Genomic DNA, 16,474 nt, shown 5'->3' with positions numbered 1-16,474 from the left:
TCAGATTCGCCGCCTTTATCGCGCGCTGCCTAAATCGCGATCGTGCGCTTTACCCTCGAGCATAAGCGTCGTTTCCTCAATGCGGGTGAAGCGTCCCTTGTCGTCGGTTTCGGCGAACATATAGACCTCCATCACCACCTCTTCTCCGTCGCGCTTTGTGCACTGAACACGGTGCCGGGTGGCGTAGCGTCTTCCGTCGCGCAGTTCATCAAGCACATCGATGCTGGCGAACGAAATGAGTTCCCTCAGTTTACGTGCATGATGTGCGAACCCCTGACGGTCGTCCCAGGCACCATCGGTGCGCTGCCGGTAGTCAGGACTAAAGTAACTATCAAGCACGTCTTCAAGCGGGCGTTCCTGCTGGTTAAGCAGGGCATTCAGAACGGTATCAATGGTAAAAGTTTGCATGGGAGTTCCTCTGTGTGGTTTGCAGGCAGTTTACCGTTGAGGAGGGTGGCTTCAGTACGCTATAAAAGACATCTGATAATCTTATGACGCCACTGATGACTGATTCGCTAATCCCCTTATCTCTTGCTTCATCGATAGACGGACCCGTGTTAATGGCCGTGTTGCGCCGCTCGGGGGCGATACGGGAAACGCCCCTGCATCAGCACGCGCGTGGACAGCTCCTTGGCGCCGAACAGGGCCTGCTGACGGTTGATGCCGGGAATGCCCGTTGGGTGGTGCCTGCAACGCATGCGGTCTGGATACCTCCGGCAACGCCACACGGTTTATGTTCACATGGCCCTTATTCAGGATGGAATGTGTATATCGCGGCGGCGGCCTGCGATGCCTTACCCGATGCCCCCTGTATTCTCACCCTTTCCGGCCTGTTAAGAGAGGCGGTGACACGCGCGGCAACCTGGAAGGAAAATCATCTTACAGCATCGCAGCAACGGCTCGCTGGCGTCATTCTTGATGAGATAGCGTCACTGCCCCAGGTTAACCTCGGGCTGCCCATGCCGCAGGATGCGCGCCTTATCAGGATCGCGCGGGCGCTTTCAGCCAGGCCAGATGACGCTCGCAGACTGGAGGAATGGGCCGCATGGGCCGGGCTATCCTCACGCACGCTGACGAGACGATTCAGTGCCGAAACCGGATTCAGCTTTACACAGTGGCGACAGCGCGTGCGGTTGCTAAAAGCGCTCGAACTTCTGGCGGCGGGTAAACCTGTCACTGCGGTTGCGCTGGATTTGGGTCACGACAATGTCAGCACGTTTATTGCCTTATTTCGCCGGGTGTTTGGCACGACGCCTGGCCGGTATCAGATTTGATTTCTGGCGGCCTGAACAAACAACCGTGAGCCACTCTTCCGCCCGTGCTTCGCTAATCCAGACACCGCTTGCGTACAAAGACGCCGCTAACGCAGGCGTCACTGGTGAGTGATGACAGCGCATCCGGAGATACGCGCGCCGGTTTTTCTGCCACCGGCGCGCGGTACTGCAATGAATACCGTTTACGCCGTCATACCGCCATCGATAACCAGCTCCGCGCCGCTGATATACGTGCTTTCGTCCGAGGCAAGGAACAGGGCGGCGGCGGCCACTTCGTCGGGGTGGCCTAAGCGCCCGGCCGGGATGCGCGCGTTCATCATATGCCTGAACTCATCGCTCACTTTGTCAAACATCGGCGTATCCGTGGGGCCGGGGCTTAGCGTATTCACCCTGATGCCACGCGGCGCAAGCTCCGCGTTCCACGTGCGGGCATAGGAGCGCACCGCGGCTTTAGTGGCAGAATAGGTGCCATAACCGGCATTGGCCATGGAGCCTGCGATCGAGCCGAGCAACACGATGGCTCCACCATCGTTCATATGCCGGACCGCGCGCTGCGTCGTTAATACCATCGCACGCACGTTGAGGCCGAAAGCGTGGTCGAGATGCTCCTCCGTGGTCTCCTCAAGGCTCGCTGGCTCGGAGACGCCGGAGGAATAGACCAGAATATCGAGGCGTCCGGCTTTTGTCTGAATGGTGTCAAAAAGGCGGGTGATATCATCGGTTGTAGTAAGATCGCCGGGAATGGCGTCAATCTGACCGCCGATGTCAGCCACTGCATCGGCGAGCTGCGCTTCGCGTCGGGCGGTGATAAACACATGCGCGCCTTCCTGCACAAAACGGCGCGCGATAGCAAGCCCGATACCGCTGTTGCCGCCTGTCACCAGGACGGTCTTTCCTTCAAGTTTCAACATGGCTACTCCAGAAAGAGGGGGTGGAAGCCAGATGATACATTTTGTATATTTACGGTCAATTACGCACCTGATGTACACCAGATATAGAGAAGGTAACCACATGTCGACGGATATCGCTGCCCAACTGGCTGAAATCAACAGCACCCGCCCTGTTCTGGAACAGGTGGCCAACAAATGGTCGGTATTGATTCTGACCGTACTGTGCACCCAGCCCGCGCGCTTTAACGCCATAAAACGCAGGCTGGATCCGATCACGCATAAGGCTCTTACGGAGGCGCTGCGTCGCCTTGAGCGCAACGGCCTGGTCAGCCGTCGCGTCATTGCGTCATCGCCTGTGGCGGTTGAGTATTCGATTACGCCGCTCGGGCGAACGCTGCAGGAACCGTTTGTAGCGCTGGTGGGCTGGGCCAGGCAGCATGGCGCGGCGATAGAGCTGGCGCAGGTGGCTTACGACGAGCGTCTTGCTGCCGATGAGCCCGTCTGACGAATACGGACTCTCAGGCATCGCTTCTTACCAAACATGGCGGAGAATTTATGGATATCACCCCTTTTTACACCCGCATTGAAGGCGTTTTTTATCGGGCGATCGATCCCGCGTACCGGGACTTTGCGTTATCAGGCTCCAGAACGCCGGGGCGGTATTCACGGGGCGATCAACCCACGCTGTATCTAAGCTCTTCACCGCAAGGCGTTGAGGCCGCCATGCAAGCGCATTGGGATAACAGAGCCAGCCTGGAAATTATCAACGTCAGCGTCGTAGCCGATAAGATTTTTGATCTGCGCAATACTGATGCCGTTATTGCGGCCGGTATCGACATCAATGACGCGATTGCGCCGTGGCAGGAGACGGTGAAAGCAGGCGGCATTCCGCCGTCATGGCAGGTACGCGCGCGTCTGGAATCACTGGGCATGAACGGACTGATTGACCCTTCACGCAAAGCGCCTGGCCTCTGGCATCTGGTGCTGTTTTCATGGAATGAAAACAGCCACGCTCAGGTGCGAATGATTGAATGAGGCCTTACAGCCCCATCCATAGCGCGATTAACGCCAGCAGCGCGGGCAGCGCCTGAACATACAGTATTTTCCTGCTGGCGGTAATTGCACCAAAAATCTCGGCAATCAGCACGCAAACCAGAAAGAAAAACTTAAATGGCAAACCGCTGTCGCCGAGCCATAGCCCGCAGAATAACCCCGCCGCTAAAAAGCCGTTATACAGCCCCTGATTGGCGGCCAGCACCCGGCTGTCGCGCGCGAAGTCGGCGCTCAGATTAAACGCCTTATGGCCTGTTTTCGTATCCCATAAAAACATTTCGAGCACGACGATATAGACATGAATAATGGCGACAAGCGCAATAAGAATGGTGGCTACCATAAGCAACTCTCATCAGGAAGAATGCAATAACAACAGTATACGCGCGGCTGGCCCGTACGGATGCGATCAGGCCGTCGCCGATACCCGCTCGCCCGCACGCCACCAGACGATGAGCGCGGCCAGCGCCACCACGCCCAGCGCCGCGAACGAGGCGCTCCAGGAGGCGTGCGCGACGATACTGCCCGCCAGCGCCGGGCTGAACGCCGCGCCCGCGCCCTGCATCAGCATAATGACGCTTTGCCCGGCATTGACGTGCCCGGAGCCGCGCAGCGCGTTAACGATATAGCCCGGCACCGCGACACCTAAAATCCCGGCAGCAACGCCATCAAGGATTTGCACCGGTATCACGGACAGCGGCCCGGCAAAGCTTGCCGCGAGCGCGGCGCGGACTGGCAGCACGATCAGCGCAATCAGAATAAGCCTGCGATAGCCATAGCGCTGTGCCTGCGAGGCGGTGAAGAGCGCGACCGGGATCATGACGCACTGCGAAATCACCACCGTTGCCGCGGCGTAAAGACCCGGGCTCCACAGGCTGCTGCCCGTGGACGCCACGCGCATGCTCAGCATCGGCAGCAGCGCGGCATTGCCTAAGTGAAACAGCAGCAGCGTAAGCCCGGTTGTGATAAGCACCGGGTTACGCAGCAGCACGGAGAGTTGCGGTACGGCATGGGCCTGGTCATTTTTTTCAATGCCGCGCGCCACATCGTGATCGATATCCTGTTCACGGATCGCCACTACGCAAAGCGCGGTGAAAACGGCCATGCCGGTCATCAGAATAAATACGGCACCGATGCCCCACAGCCACATCGCGACGCCTGCCAGCACCGCCGCCACCATATTGCCGCCGTGATTAAACGCTTCGTTGCGGCCCATCTGACGGGTGAAGCCATGCTGGCCGGTCAGGCCGAGCGTGATCCCGGCGACAAGCGGCCCAATCAACGCGGCGGCAAGCCCGGAGACGATTTGCGACACCACAGCGACGCTGTAATGCGTGCTGTACCAGAGCAGCAGCGTCGCGAGCGTCACCAGTGCGCAACAAGCCAGCAGTAACAGGCGCTTTTTACGGGTGGCGTCGATCATAATCCCGGCTGGCACCGTCGCCAGCAGCGCGGCAATCCCGCCCGCCGTCATCACAAAGCCAATGTCATCCGGCCGCCAGTGCCGCTCCGTCAGAAAAATGCCCAGAAAAGGCCCCAGCCCATCGCGCACATCCGCCAGAAAAAAGCTCATCAGGCACAGTGCCTGTAGCGATCGCAGCATCGGTTTGATCTCCCTGTGATCCTTGAAGGTACGTCATAGCGTTATCGTGTTGTTATCACAAAAGTATGAAGGCAATAGAAAAAGTCACACAACGTTAACGTAACCAAATGAAACGAGCGAGGCGGGGGAGAACAGCCGCGGAGATTGACAGTCATGCTTTTATTTTAGTATTTTCTAAATTTAGATAAATCTAAATTATTAAACCATGACCGATCTGAATGCGTTACACAGGCAGGCCGCCAGTGCCGCCGCGCTTCTCAAAACGCTGAGCCACCCGCAGCGATTGCTGATTTTATGCGTACTCATAGAAAACCCCGGCACCGAAGCCGGGGAGCTTTGCAAAATGAGTGGCCTCAGTCCTTCGGCAACCTCTCAACATCTGGCGCGGATGAAAGCGGAAGGGCTGATAGAAGGCATTCGCGAGGCGCGGTACATCCGTTATCACATTAAAAATGAGGCGGTTGTGGCGGTGGTGCACACGCTTAAAACTATTTATTGTCCGGGAGAATAAAATGTCATCAATATTTATCACCCCTGAGGAAGTGCACGCGCTTTCCGGGCGGAAGATCATGCTGATCGATATCCGGGGGCAGGATGAGTGGCGGCGGGAACATCTGGCTGATGCCCGCGCATTACCGCTGGAGCAGATCCAGCCCGGCTGTCTTGATAAAGACGCGCTGGCGCAAACCGACATGGTGATTTTTCACTGTCAGAGCGGAATGCGAACAGAGAAAGCCCAACAGCAACTGACAGCCGCGGCGCATCCGGCAAACGTGCGGATAATGCAGGGCGGCCTGAACGCATGGAAAGCGGCGGGACTGCCGGTCATTACCGACCGGCGCCAGCCGTTACCGCTGATGCGCCAGGTGCAGATTGTCGCCGGTGCGCTGGCGCTTGGCGGCACTATTGCGGGCGCGGTAGTGACGCCTGCGTTTTATATCGTTCCGGGGTTCGTCGGGGCGGGGCTGATGTTTGCGGGTATCACCGGCTGGTGCGGGATGGCGAAACTGCTGGCCGTGATGCCCTGGAATCAGCACCGGGTTTCGTGAACCACACTTGCAAAAGCGGTCCTGATATAGTTGTATAATACAACTATATCTTTGAGGGCACTGTGAATGACTATTGAACCGCAACTGGTTGAAAATATCCGTGTGGCTTCGCGTCTGATGGTCCGTGAGCTCGGCTTTATGAATCAGACGCTGGCGGCAACCAACTACTCGCCTTCCGTCGTTCATACCCTGCTCGAAGCAGAGCGCTGCGGCACGATCACAGCAGCGCATCTGGTACAAGTTCTGGGGCTTGAGAAATCGAGCGTCAGCCGCATGCTGGCAAAACTCGTCGCGGCCGGGGAATTACAGGAAACGGGGTCTGCCGGGGATGCGAGAAGCAAGTTGCTTCGTCTGACGGCGCAAGGCAAAACCACGGTCGCAAAGATTAACCACTACGGTAACGAGCGCGTTATTACCGCATTAAAAAACCTGTCTGCGCACCAGCGTGAGACGGTTTCGCAAGGGCTGACGCATTACGCCCAGGCTTTGCAAGCCTGCCGTAACGGCGCGAAAACCGGTGATAACGATAATCTGCACATTGTCACCGGTTATCATCCGGGCATGATTGGCCGCATTACGGAAATGCACGGCCGTTATTACGCCAGAGAACATGACTTTGGCGCTTTTTTTGAAAGCAAAGTGGCCGCGGGGCTGGCTGATTTTGCCGAGCGTCTGGATAAACCCTGCAATCAGATTTGGCTCGCGATGCTCGACGGGCGCATTGTCGGCTCTGTGGCCATTGACGGGGAAGATCTCGGGAGCGGAGAAGCGCATCTGCGCTGGTTTATCCTGGATGATGGCTGTCGTGGCAGCGGTGCAGGCAGAACGCTGATGGCAGAAGCCATGCGGTTTTGCGATGAAAGGCAATTTCCTGCCGTTCAGTTATGGACATTCAATAAACTGACCGCGGCGAGACGCCTGTATGAGTCGTTTGGTTTTACCCTGACAAAAGAGTGGGTGGGCTCTCAGTGGGGAAGCATGTTTACGGAACAGCAGTTCACCCGCAAATGTCCTGAATAAATGCATACAGAAAGAGAAAATGAGGCCAGTGCGCCTCATTTTCTTTGGGCTTTGCGTAAAAGCCTATTCCACCAGCGGTGATACGTTCGGATTAAAACTATTAATGATCTGCACGTAGTGTTTACGCTGATACTCGGTGAAGTCAGCCTCGGCGTAAAGCGTAAAAATAATGACTTCCCGGTTCAGGGGATTGGTAACTGCGTCAAAAGGCAGCTGAACCAGCGTTTGCACCTGACGAATGGTTTTTCCTTCCTGTAAATAGCGGTTCGCGATTTGCACGACCGGCAGCCGCGACGGGCCAGTCTCGTGGCGGAGCATTTTTCCTTCAAGCTGAAAGCCGGGGAGTTTGTTGCGCAGAATGTCCATTTGCGCCTCGCAAAACGCTTCCGGCGTCTGGTCTTCATCCAGCGTCGCGCGATTAATTATCAGGCTATATTCCTGATTATCCGGGTCGCGAAACATCAGCACATTAACGCTTCTGTCGAGCACCGGCGCGGTGGTCAGAAAATTTCCCTCATAAAGCGAATAGGGCTGCACTTTATTACTCATTGTTGAATTTCCTTATTTCCATTGAGTCGGCGGGCAGCGCGATGGCTTCAACCCGCCGGTTAAGCTCTCTGCCCGTTTCATTGTCATTACCGGCGACAGGCTCGCTGGCGCCGAGACCGTAAATATCAAATTGGGTGGCTGGCCTTTTTGTTGTTTTCACAAGCCATTCTCGCACCGCGATCGCCCGGCTCACGGAAAGCTGCTGGTTAACCTCAGGGCTGCCGGTGTTATCCGAGTGGCCAATAATCAGAAAACGCTTTTCCGGGTGTTGATTCACCAGCGTGAACAAAGGCTGCAGTGCGTCCGGGCCGTGCGGCCGCAGACGGGCGCTGCCCGATGAAAAGAGTGACACCGGTGCCTGCGAGCTGAAATAAGGTAAATTCCTGTAGCGCCCGATGACGGCCTGCGCTTCCTGTTGCAGACGTGAGCACGGCGATAAACCCCAGTCAGTGAGCCGCGGTTTTTCCGCGCACGCTAAAAGATGCTGTTGCTGCGCTTCAAGTGCCGCCAGTGCGGCACGTCGGGCGCGTATTCGCCACGGTTCGAGGGCTTCGGTATGCGCAATCAGGGACGTTGTGAGCCGAGTCTGTTCACGCGCGTGATGAAATGCATTGAGCAGCGAGGCGGCAAGCAGGATGAAAACGGCGGTAACGCTCATTAACCCTCCTGCGGTGCGTCGGTTTTTCACGGTGTCATGTGAGAGCGAGACAGCTTTTAATGCTGGCGCCAGCGGCGGCAACAGCAGCGCGGAAGAGAGCGGCGGAAGCACGCCATACTGATTTTCCAGAAAGCGCGCCCACGCCCCGTGGCGCGTAAAACCCTGGCCGTCATCGGCCACCACAATGCCACTGAGACATAGCGTGGGATGTGTCGTGAGTGGCATCAGCGCTTCACGTAACGGCGTGGTCTGCAGCCAGTTCAGCAACGGTTTGCCCATGAGGCTTCGCTGACGCGTTTCGATGTTGTTCGACGTGCCCATAGCATCGAAAGCCTGTGCAAGCGTTTCAAAGGGTGTTGTCGTTGGTGTTTCAGTCCAGGGAGAAAGACAGTGCAAACCGGTCCAGTAAACGCTATCGGTGTTGCTTAGCCTGGCGTAAATAGCAACACAGCAGGGCAAAGGATGCGCCAGGCCCAGGGCTGCGACGGAACGTTGCCACTCCTCCAGTTGCGCCGCGAGCGTTGCGACATCGTCATAACCGTCCGGCAGCAAAGGAAGCCAGAGCCGGATCTGTGCCTGTGGGTGCTGCAGGCGCACCTTTTCAACGCGGGTCTGAAGTACCTCCGCTGTGGCGGCGAGCAACCACAGGGTGTCCTGCTCTGTCCGTAAGTCCGAAGCATAGCCGGTGCGGTTAAACCAGCGCGCGGCAAAGGGCCCGACGATAAGAATGACCTGTTGGTGGTTCGCTGTCTCCGCGGCTTTCAGCGTTCCCTGTCTGGCAGGTAATAATTGTTGGCCAATGAAACACAACCCAGCCAGCAGCGCCACTATCGCACAAGCGTTGTTGAGCCCTGCAGGGCCGGGCATTAGTTGTGTGGCGATAAACGCCAGCAATGCCGTGGTGCCCGTCAGCCTGCGAGCGGATCTGTAATGTAATGCCGACATTTACTATTGCTCACTTAGCCGCTGTACGCACCACCACCACACACCCGAAAGCGCGGCCATCAAAAGAATGACAAAGGCGATAAGGGCTCTCTGACGAATGATCCCGTTGCCGGCAGGACGCATGACAGGGGAGGCGACAAAATTTTCGCAAGTTAGAGATGGGATTGCCGTTTCATACTGAAAGCGCAGCGTGCGCAGTGCGCTGTCGGTAGGGAAAAGCGCCGCCAGTAAAAACAGAAGCCGTTTCGCGTAGAGATCAATATGACAGGCTGGCTGTTGCAGCAGTGGCGAAAGCACCTCTGCGACGATGACAGGTTCCTCGTGATAGCCATAATAATGATGGGTCAGCGCATGGCCCTCCCAGCTTAGCCCTTGTCGCGCGAGCATCGTGCGGGCGCGCGCATCTATACAGAGGCAGAGGATTTTACAAAGCCTGTCGACATCCTCTTGCGGCGCGCCTGCCGTCATCAGTGAATGGCAGAATCTGTCAAGCGTTGCTGTCAGCCTGAGTTTTAACTCTGAAAACGAAGGAATAATGCCATCCATAGACAGCAGAATTTCTATCGTGAGTATTTTTTCAAATAATGCGTCGGGTGTTACCATGGCTTTTGCAACACCTCGCCCCAGCCCTGACTGTCGCTGAATGAAGACAAGCGCACCCACACCGGTGCTACGGCCGCCGGGCTCGTAAATTCGACGACAATATCCAGATTATCCTCAGCGACGATCACTTTTTTCGCCAGCGCGTCGGGTGTCAGCTCCTGTCGGTAAATCAGGGTGTTATTCTCATCATAAATACCGAGATGCCACCAGCTCACATCTGAGCGCTGATAATCCAGCTCCTTTTTAGAGAATTTAACGACTTTCCTGAAAGGGTAAATTAACGCGATATCTTGCTGTGGTTCTTCCGATTTATCCGCTGAGAAAAAACTGACTTTATTCTCACCCACGACCGACGGATGTACCGCCCGCTTACCGAAATTCACACCGATGGCCTGCTCAAAGGAGTGAAAATCTCTCACGCTTCCGAGGCCATATTTCCCCATTTCACATGGCGGTTGTTCCAGCCCCAACAAAGTCCGAACGCGTTGTTTCGCAACCTGGTCTCGTTCCCACCACGCAAGCGCGACGCTTCCCGTCGCCTTCGCCTGATTACTGTGGTCTGCCCAGACTTTGGGGTGTTGCCTGCGGCCATAAAAATGCCAGAGCAGGATCTTATGCGGGCAATAAATATCGTAGCCATTGGTCCATGCGCGTGCCGCCATGGCTATCTCTTCACCCGCGAAGAAAATATGCGGATCGTTGGGCACTTCTTTGACAAAACTGCCATCAGCAAAAATAAAACCGCCAGCCAGATAGCCGCAGCGTAAAGGCGATGGCGACGTTACCGTTCGGGAAGAGAGCATGACAATACCCTGTGGGGTAAACTCACGGAAAATAAGCCGACTGATGTAACGCTTTCTGTCTTCACTATTATCCGGGTCATAAGGCGGCGGGTAAGTTGATAACACAGGCTTAGAGCTCGATGAGCGCAATTCTTCGACTGTGTTAATCATTTCCTGATCCCAGTTTTCAATAAAACGGCAGTGGGAATCGATTTGCAGGAAATAGTCTTCGTCGTTAAATCGCGTTTCGGCCATATGACGCGCCCAGCACGCCCCCTGGCTGGTGTAGTAGTGCAGGCTTATTACATCAATCACTACGCCTGCGAAACTGAGTTTATACAACGCGCCGTTATCCATCCCTTCCACAAATACGACGGTAAATCCTTGATTAAGAAACTGCTTAATATCGTTATCGTCCTGCCAGCATACCGAAATATGTAACCGTTCAGGATAAGCCGCCGTTTGCAGCATATCTTTAAGCGTCGGGATCAGTTCAGGATCCCGGTAACTGGCAATACTAACGAACAGGGTTGAAAGCGAATGATTCATAGGGCAGACCGCGACTTAGTTTGCAGGATAATTTCAGCCTGAGCGGTAAAATCGCCGTTCGCCGGATGGAGAACGCCTGCCGTGGGTTTAAGGTGCGCCTTCCAGTGAAAGGTCGCCGGGGTATTGGCCACGATATTCGTCAGTTGCTCGCGGGTACTGCCATCTAACAACATCAGCTGCCCCTGGCTGTCTTTGATTTCTATGCCAAGCCTGTCGCTGTTACCGGCGCTATCTTTGACTTTAATATATTGATTGTCCGCAGAGGGCGTATTTGTTGAAATGGCGGCTGTTGCGGAATAATTCTCATAATCAGACTGACAAGTAATGTCAAAATTGAGATCTTTTTCGATGCCGCCTGCAGCCAGGTCCGCTGCGGTAACAAGGCCGAAGTCCACCACTTTATTATTGTTGAAAGTGCATGCGGGTGTACTCACCACCAGTATCTGTCCGATATTAAGTTTTTGAGCATAGTGACCGATGTTATTTATCAAAACCCAGTTATAAGCAATGTCGCCGGGTGGCAAAAGAATATCACCATCGGGGTTTTTCAGAGAAACGGTTGGCTGTGTTTTATAAAGCTCTATACGGAAGTAAGAGCCTACAGAATAAATAAATCGCCCCATGGTTGACGGGAAACTCATGGCACCTTCGGAGGGAAAATCACCGAAAGCGGAGGCATTATTCCAGCGCAATTTTAGCCCAATGCCCGGCACAGACGTTGGGTAAAGTTTTGTGCTGGTATCCTGTGGGCCAAGATTATAAGGGCTTTTACCGAATGGTGTGCCGCTCAGGCAGTTAATATAAGAAATTCGCGTGCTTTGTAATGAGGAATCATAGCTGTAAACAGGCACTGTCGTGCTGGTTTGCGCCGCGGCATCAATAGTAATGGTCTGGGAAGGAATGGATAACGTCGTGGGGCCGACGCCGTCGCTCAGGTCAACCTCACAGGCCTGAGCTTTTACAATAGTAATAACAAATAGCGCCACAATGGAAAGCCATTTTTTCATTTTTTTAATCCTTTTCTGCGTCCAGTCGGGAAATTAATTCCGCCGGGATAAACTTTAATAACTCATTGAAGTGCATTCCGATGGTCCGCTCGGTAAAAGCCAGTAGCGGTATAACGGGGCTACTTGGCTCGGCATGAATAAACCAGGCGCGGATTTCTTTAAGCCGGGAAAGCGCCTCCGTTCGACTATTAATAGTGTGCGGTTGCGCTGTCATTGTTACTTGCGCAGATACCACGTCTGGCATCAGCACAGGCACTATTGACTCCTCTCCTGACGCGCCCGGTTGAGGGGGAACAACCGGAGTTTCGCAATAGACCGCTGACTGTTCATCCTCTGAGATAAACAGGCTCAAAAGCTGGCTCATTTGAGGAAAATCAGGCATATCGATATTGGTTTTCTGCGGGATTATATTTTTTATCTTATCGAGCCATGCCTTTGCCACTTGTAAGGAGCGGATTACAGGATCATTCCGCGTTTTCCATTCGAGACGTAAGGCGGAAAGCATTATTTCAGGCAATGCATCGCTGTCGCGCGGGAGAGCATGCGATTTTTCGAATATTTTAAGTGTGATCTGCGTACCGGCGGCTTTGGGCAACAATTGATTACGCAAATCGCCAATGATGCCATGAATATCTTCCAGCTCATTTAGCGCGTTAATACGCATCAGGGGATCGAACTCCCCTTCGTCATAAAGCTGTGGATGAATATCTTCAGGCCAGCGCGTGAGAAAAAAAGATAGCGCAATAAGCCCTTCCTCAAGCGCCGTCAGTCCTGTTTGTCGCAAGCGGCACCGCATAAGAATAATCAGCAATCTGATATCTTTACTGCGGTTGAGTAGCGCTAAACAGTCACGTTCAATTTCCGCCCAGTTTACGGGTTCTGCGGCCTCGATAAATTGACCATATTCCGCATCAAGCCTCGGCTGTAATCGTGACAGCAGTAAAATGAAATGGTGATGCTGCCAACTTACTGATTTAGTGTATGATGGTGTTTTTGAGGTGCTCCAGTGGCTTCTGTTTCTATCAGCTGTCCCTCCTGTTCAGCTACTGACGGGGTGGTGCGTAACGGCAAAAGCACCGCCGGACATCAGCGCTATCTCTGCTCTCACTGCCGTAAAACATGGCAACTGCAGTTCACTTACACCGCTTCTCAACCCGGTACGCACCAGAAAATCATTGATATGGCCATGAATGGCGTTGGATGCCGGGCAACCGCCCGCATTATGGGCGTTGGCCTCAACACGATTTTCCGCCATTTAAAAAACTCAGGCCGCAGTCGGTAACCTCGCGCATACAGCCGGGCAGTGACGTCATCGTCTGCGCGGAAATGGACGAACAGTGGGGATACGTCGGGGCTAAATCGCGCCAGCGCTGGCTGTTTTACGCGTATGACAGGCTCCGGAAGACGGTTGTTGCGCACGTATTCGGTGAACGCACTATGGCGACGCTGGGGCGTCTTATGAGCCTGCTGTCACCCTTTGACGTGGTGATATGGATGACGGATGGCTGGCCGCTGTATGAATCCCGCCTGAAGGGAAAGCTGCACGTAATCAGCAAGCGATATACGCAGCGAATTGAGCGGCATAACCTGAATCTGAGGCAGCACCTGGCACGGCTGGGACGGAAGTCGCTGTCGTTCTCAAAATCGGTGGAGCTGCATGACAAAGTCATCGGGCATTATCTGAACATAAAACACTATCAATAAGTTGGAGTCATTACCAAGCCAGCGATAAATGGCTGGCTTTTACAGGCAGGTGGTTCCTTGTTTAAGGTAAATTCCCTTAATCAGTCAGGAGCCGGTCAGGCGTAACGCGGTTTTCAGGCGGCCCAGATTTCTCCATTCAGGCGTACCAGTTCAGAGAGCGAGCCGCCATCGGCGGTAAATTCACGAATGCGGTGTACGTCGCTGTCGTTATTCTTCACATAGCGGTGGATCGCCTCCAGCGCGCTGCTGGCGTTCAGCGGGCGGGCATAGCGCTCAAGCTTGTCGAGCAGGCGCAAAATATCTTCCCCGATGGTGCGTTGCTCGCCAGTGCTAACATCCGTCAGCGTCCCCTCCAGCCCATAACGGCAGGCCTGAAAACGGTTAAACCGGTAAATCAGGTAATCCTCAGCCTTATGTTTATAAGGGCGCTCATCCAGCAGCCAGTGTGAAATCGCCTGAATAAATCCGGCAATATTAATGGCGCGCTCAAGCGTTAATGGCGTATCCATCACGCGCACTTCCACGGTGCCAAAGCCGGGGCTCGGGCGAATATCCCAGTGCAAATCTTTAATCGACTCCACTACCTTCGTGCCTTCGAGACGCGCGTACATGTTCTCGAACTGCGTCCAGTCGGCGGCAAATGGAGCCGGGCCGTTATCCGGGAAGGCCGAGAAAATATTGAGTCTTGAGGAGGCAAAGCCGGTATCTGCGCCCTGCATATACGGCGAAGACGCCGACAGCGCGACAAAATGCGGCACGAAACGCGACAGCCCGTGCAGCAGATACATCGCCTCTTCCCCGTTGCGACAGCCCACATGCACATGCTGGCCGAATACCGTGGCCTGCTTGATGAGATAACCGAACAGCTCCAGCGTGCGGGCGTAACGCTCGCTGGAACATACTTCCTGGCGCTGCCATTTCTGAAACGGATGCGTGCCGCCGCCGCTTATCATCAGGTGATATTGCTGGGCGCAGGCGAGAATTTCACGCTGCATGGCAGCGAATTCCGCGGCTACCTGGTTGATATCGCGACAGACGCCGGTCGCGATTTCCAGCATGCTTTCGGTGATATCGTGCTTCACTTCACCCGCCGTGACGCGGCTCTCCAGCGCGCTAATCAGCGTCGAGGAATCCTGGCTTAAGTTAAAACCGGGCGGGCTGACCACCTGAAGCTCCAGTTCAACGCCCAGGGTGTAAGGTTCGGAAGGGGCAAACGGTTTAAGGGGCATTGGCAGCTCGCTTATCAGTAAAGGGTTCTGCTCCAAGTATAGTCATGCGAAATCATCCAGTTGCGGTGAAAACGCTCAGATAAAACCGAGTTCCTGTGCGCGGTTTTCCCGCTGCGTTATCGCTATCTTCCTGGTTTCACTCCTGATATAACTTTTTATTAACAACCATCAGGAGGAGTGCTTGTGGCTTATTTCAACCATTACGATCAGCAGGTCGGCGCGCCAGTGCCGGGCTGGAACGGCGCACGGATGCCTGAGCGCACAACGCTTGCAGGGCGCTACTGCACGCTGGAACCGCTCAATGCCGACGCGCACGCCGCCGCGCTGCTGGCGGCCTATCAGGACGCGCCGGACGATCGCGACTGGACATGGCTTGCAAGCGATCGCCCCGATACTGCTCGCGCAGTGCCATGAATGGGTGGCGCAAAAAGTGATGGATCCGTCGCTGGTGCCTTTCGCGGTGATGGATAACGCGCGCGGCGAGGCGGTCGGGCTGGTCTGTTTTATGCGCATTGATAAGGCTAACGGCGTGCTGGAAATAGGCCACGTAACCTGGTCGCCGCGCATGAAAAACCGCGTCACCGGCACCGAGGCGCTGTGGCTTTTGATGCGCGATGCCTTTGAGCACGGTTTCCGCCGCGTGGAGTGGAAATGCGATTCGATGAACACCGCTTCGCGCCGCGCCGCTGAACGGCTTGGCTTCACGTATGAAGGGCGACTGCGTCAGATGATGGTGCGTAAAGGGCGCAACCGCGATTCCGAATGGTTTTCACTGCTTGATAGCGAATGGCCACAGGCCGATGCCGCGCTGCGCGCCTGGCTGTCGCCGGAGAATTTCACCGCCGACGGTATACAGAAACAGCCGCTCAGCCACTTCCGGGCGCGTTCACCAGCGTGAGGATCTGCTGCGCCTCCTGACGCCAGTGCAGCGTGAAGCACTGCCCTGAGGCAAACGGCCCGACCGGGCAGACGAGGCGCAGCGTTAACTGATGGTCGTCCAGCGCGACGACTTTCGCGCATTCGAAACCGAACCAGTCGCCCACCTGCGGGAACAGCGCTTTAAAAAGACTCTCTTTAGCGGAAAACGCGAGCGTCAGGGCGCTGGCGAAGGGCAGCGGCGTGCGGGCCAGCAGCGCGCGCTCTTGTGTGTCGATAATACCGGGCGCCAGCTCGCGCGCCGTCTGCGCGTCCATCAGGTTTTCAACGTCGATCCCGATGCCGCCCGGCGTGGTGATAACCGCAGCCCAGGCGCGGTGGCAGGTGTGCGTAATGCTGCCGGTGAAACCCACGGGCCAGCGCGGTTCGCGGTGCGCACCGATGCCGGGTGGAGAGAATGGCGCGCCAGCCGCCCGCAGTGCGGCGACGGCGGCGATACGGCCCGCCAGATGCTCGGCCTGACGCCGCGCGACAGCGTTCGCCAGCATGGCGTGGTGCGGCAGCCACAGCAGATCGGCAGGTGTGAAAGTGTCGGGTGAGAAATCAACGCGCCAGAGCAGTTGCCCGGCAAAGGTCAGTGAAGTGAGAGTGGTTTGCATCGGAAAAAGGCGGGCATCGCTGCCCGC

Annotated in this window: 18 protein-coding genes and 2 pseudogenes; 8 read left to right on the top strand and 12 right to left on the bottom strand. The window is 55.5% G+C overall.

Annotation, left to right across the window (positions count from 1 at the left end; all coding sequences use genetic code 11):
• Window positions 1-15: 15 nt before the first annotated feature.
• Window positions 16-408 (bottom strand): nuclear transport factor 2 family protein, encoded by a 393-nt coding sequence (locus CSK29544_RS19855; RefSeq protein ID WP_007865406.1) that lies wholly within the window; start codon window positions 406-408, stop codon window positions 16-18.
• Between the two features lie 356 nt (window positions 409-764).
• Here CSK29544_RS19855 and CSK29544_RS19850 point away from each other — a divergent pair, with 356 nt between their 5' ends.
• The gene (locus CSK29544_RS19850) at window positions 765-1,274 is read left to right on the top strand and encodes an AraC family transcriptional regulator (RefSeq protein ID WP_007894764.1); all 510 of its coding nucleotides are present in this window, start codon (window positions 765-767) and stop codon (window positions 1,272-1,274) included.
• A 182-nt stretch (window positions 1,275-1,456) separates the two neighbouring features.
• Here CSK29544_RS19850 and CSK29544_RS19845 read toward each other — a convergent pair whose 3' ends face one another.
• Window positions 1,457-2,185, bottom strand: coding sequence for an SDR family NAD(P)-dependent oxidoreductase (locus CSK29544_RS19845; protein WP_007894769.1), 729 nt, complete (start codon window positions 2,183-2,185; stop codon window positions 1,457-1,459).
• A 100-nt stretch (window positions 2,186-2,285) separates the two neighbouring features.
• On the opposite strand from CSK29544_RS19845, the gene CSK29544_RS19840 reads away from it, so the two are divergent.
• Both CSK29544_RS19840 and CSK29544_RS19835 read left to right on the top strand, forming a co-directional pair.
• Window positions 2,286-2,669 carry a winged helix-turn-helix transcriptional regulator gene (locus tag CSK29544_RS19840; RefSeq protein ID WP_007894772.1) on the top strand — a complete coding sequence of 128 codons (384 nt, stop codon included), beginning with the start codon at window positions 2,286-2,288 and terminating at the stop codon, window positions 2,667-2,669.
• Window positions 2,670-2,719: 50 nt separating this feature from the next.
• Window positions 2,720-3,199, top strand: a complete 480-nt coding sequence (locus CSK29544_RS19835; RefSeq protein ID WP_007894776.1) for an RES family NAD+ phosphorylase — start codon at window positions 2,720-2,722, stop codon at window positions 3,197-3,199.
• 4 nt (window positions 3,200-3,203) lie between these two features.
• Here CSK29544_RS19835 and CSK29544_RS19830 read toward each other — a convergent pair whose 3' ends face one another.
• A complete protein-coding gene (locus tag CSK29544_RS19830) occupies window positions 3,204-3,557 on the bottom strand; it encodes a DUF1304 domain-containing protein (RefSeq protein ID WP_007894779.1) in 354 nt (117 codons plus the stop codon).
• A 66-nt stretch (window positions 3,558-3,623) separates the two neighbouring features.
• Complete coding sequence (locus CSK29544_RS19825) at window positions 3,624-4,817, bottom strand: MFS transporter (protein WP_007894782.1); 1,194 nt, start codon at window positions 4,815-4,817, stop codon at window positions 3,624-3,626.
• Window positions 4,818-5,022: 205 nt separating this feature from the next.
• Here CSK29544_RS19825 and CSK29544_RS19820 point away from each other — a divergent pair, with 205 nt between their 5' ends.
• The 3 genes from CSK29544_RS19820 to CSK29544_RS19810 all read left to right on the top strand — a co-directional run bounded on the left by CSK29544_RS19820 (window position 5,023) and on the right by CSK29544_RS19810 (window position 6,886).
• Window positions 5,023-5,328: an ArsR/SmtB family transcription factor gene (locus CSK29544_RS19820; protein ID WP_007865434.1), complete on the top strand. Its 306-nt coding sequence runs from the start codon at window positions 5,023-5,025 to the stop codon at window positions 5,326-5,328.
• Between the two features lies 1 nt (window position 5,329).
• Entirely contained in the window at window positions 5,330-5,866 is a 537-nt protein-coding gene (locus CSK29544_RS19815; protein WP_007894785.1) for a rhodanese-like domain-containing protein, read from the top strand.
• Window positions 5,867-5,932: 66 nt separating this feature from the next.
• Window positions 5,933-6,886, top strand: a complete 954-nt coding sequence (locus CSK29544_RS19810) for a helix-turn-helix domain-containing GNAT family N-acetyltransferase (protein WP_029039170.1) — start codon at window positions 5,933-5,935, stop codon at window positions 6,884-6,886.
• Window positions 6,887-6,949: 63 nt separating this feature from the next.
• On the opposite strand, the gene CSK29544_RS19805 is transcribed toward CSK29544_RS19810, so the two are convergent.
• The 6 genes and pseudogenes from CSK29544_RS19805 to CSK29544_RS19780 form a co-directional block, all read right to left on the bottom strand.
• Complete coding sequence (locus tag CSK29544_RS19805; protein ID WP_007894789.1) at window positions 6,950-7,435, bottom strand: DcrB-related protein; 486 nt, start codon at window positions 7,433-7,435, stop codon at window positions 6,950-6,952.
• Window positions 7,428-9,038, bottom strand: coding sequence for an OmpA family protein (locus CSK29544_RS24980; RefSeq protein ID WP_032975767.1), 1,611 nt, complete (start codon window positions 9,036-9,038; stop codon window positions 7,428-7,430). The genes CSK29544_RS19805 and CSK29544_RS24980 overlap by 8 nt, the downstream gene beginning before the upstream one ends.
• Before the next feature lie 3 nt (window positions 9,039-9,041).
• Window positions 9,042-9,641 (bottom strand): DotU family type IV/VI secretion system protein, encoded by a 600-nt coding sequence (locus CSK29544_RS19795; RefSeq protein ID WP_007894797.1) that lies wholly within the window; start codon window positions 9,639-9,641, stop codon window positions 9,042-9,044.
• Window positions 9,635-10,972: a GlcNAc-transferase family protein gene (locus tag CSK29544_RS19790; protein WP_007894798.1), complete on the bottom strand. Its 1,338-nt coding sequence runs from the start codon at window positions 10,970-10,972 to the stop codon at window positions 9,635-9,637. The genes CSK29544_RS19795 and CSK29544_RS19790 overlap by 7 nt, the downstream gene beginning before the upstream one ends.
• On the bottom strand, window positions 10,969-11,979 hold the full coding sequence (locus tag CSK29544_RS19785; RefSeq protein WP_007894799.1) for a fimbrial protein: 1,011 nt from the start codon (window positions 11,977-11,979) through the stop codon (window positions 10,969-10,971). The genes CSK29544_RS19790 and CSK29544_RS19785 overlap by 4 nt, the downstream gene beginning before the upstream one ends.
• A gap of 4 nt (window positions 11,980-11,983) precedes the next feature.
• A pseudogene (locus tag CSK29544_RS19780) lies at window positions 11,984-12,928 on the bottom strand (type VI secretion system protein TssA); the annotation flags it as partial.
• 57 nt (window positions 12,929-12,985) lie between these two features.
• On the opposite strand from CSK29544_RS19780, the gene CSK29544_RS19775 reads away from it, so the two are divergent.
• Window positions 12,986-13,683 (top strand): IS1-like element IS1B family transposase gene (locus tag CSK29544_RS19775; RefSeq protein WP_095033700.1). Its coding sequence is split into 2 segments (ribosomal slippage): window positions 12,986-13,235 and window positions 13,235-13,683, totalling 699 coding nucleotides; the frame shifts between segments, so codons are not numbered across the junction.
• A 113-nt stretch (window positions 13,684-13,796) separates the two neighbouring features.
• On the opposite strand, the gene CSK29544_RS19770 is transcribed toward CSK29544_RS19775, so the two are convergent.
• Window positions 13,797-14,912: a YbdK family carboxylate-amine ligase gene (locus tag CSK29544_RS19770; protein WP_004385544.1), complete on the bottom strand. Its 1,116-nt coding sequence runs from the start codon at window positions 14,910-14,912 to the stop codon at window positions 13,797-13,799.
• Window positions 14,913-15,095: 183 nt separating this feature from the next.
• Here CSK29544_RS19770 and CSK29544_RS19765 point away from each other — a divergent pair.
• Window positions 15,096-15,810, top strand: a pseudogene (locus CSK29544_RS19765) (GNAT family N-acetyltransferase).
• Here the strand turns inward: CSK29544_RS19765 and entD are convergent.
• The gene (gene entD, locus CSK29544_RS19760; protein WP_029039172.1) at window positions 15,779-16,447 is read right to left on the bottom strand and encodes an enterobactin synthase subunit EntD; all 669 of its coding nucleotides are present in this window, start codon (window positions 16,445-16,447) and stop codon (window positions 15,779-15,781) included. The pseudogene CSK29544_RS19765 and the gene entD sit on opposite strands and share 32 nt — an antisense overlap.
• Window positions 16,448-16,474: the final 27 nt, after the last annotated feature.

It is taken from the genome of Cronobacter sakazakii, from assembly GCF_000982825.1.
Lineage (GTDB): Bacteria > Pseudomonadota > Gammaproteobacteria > Enterobacterales > Enterobacteriaceae > Cronobacter > Cronobacter sakazakii.
Note: the sequence above shows the minus strand (reverse complement) of the source record. Positions and strands in the feature narration are given on the sequence as shown.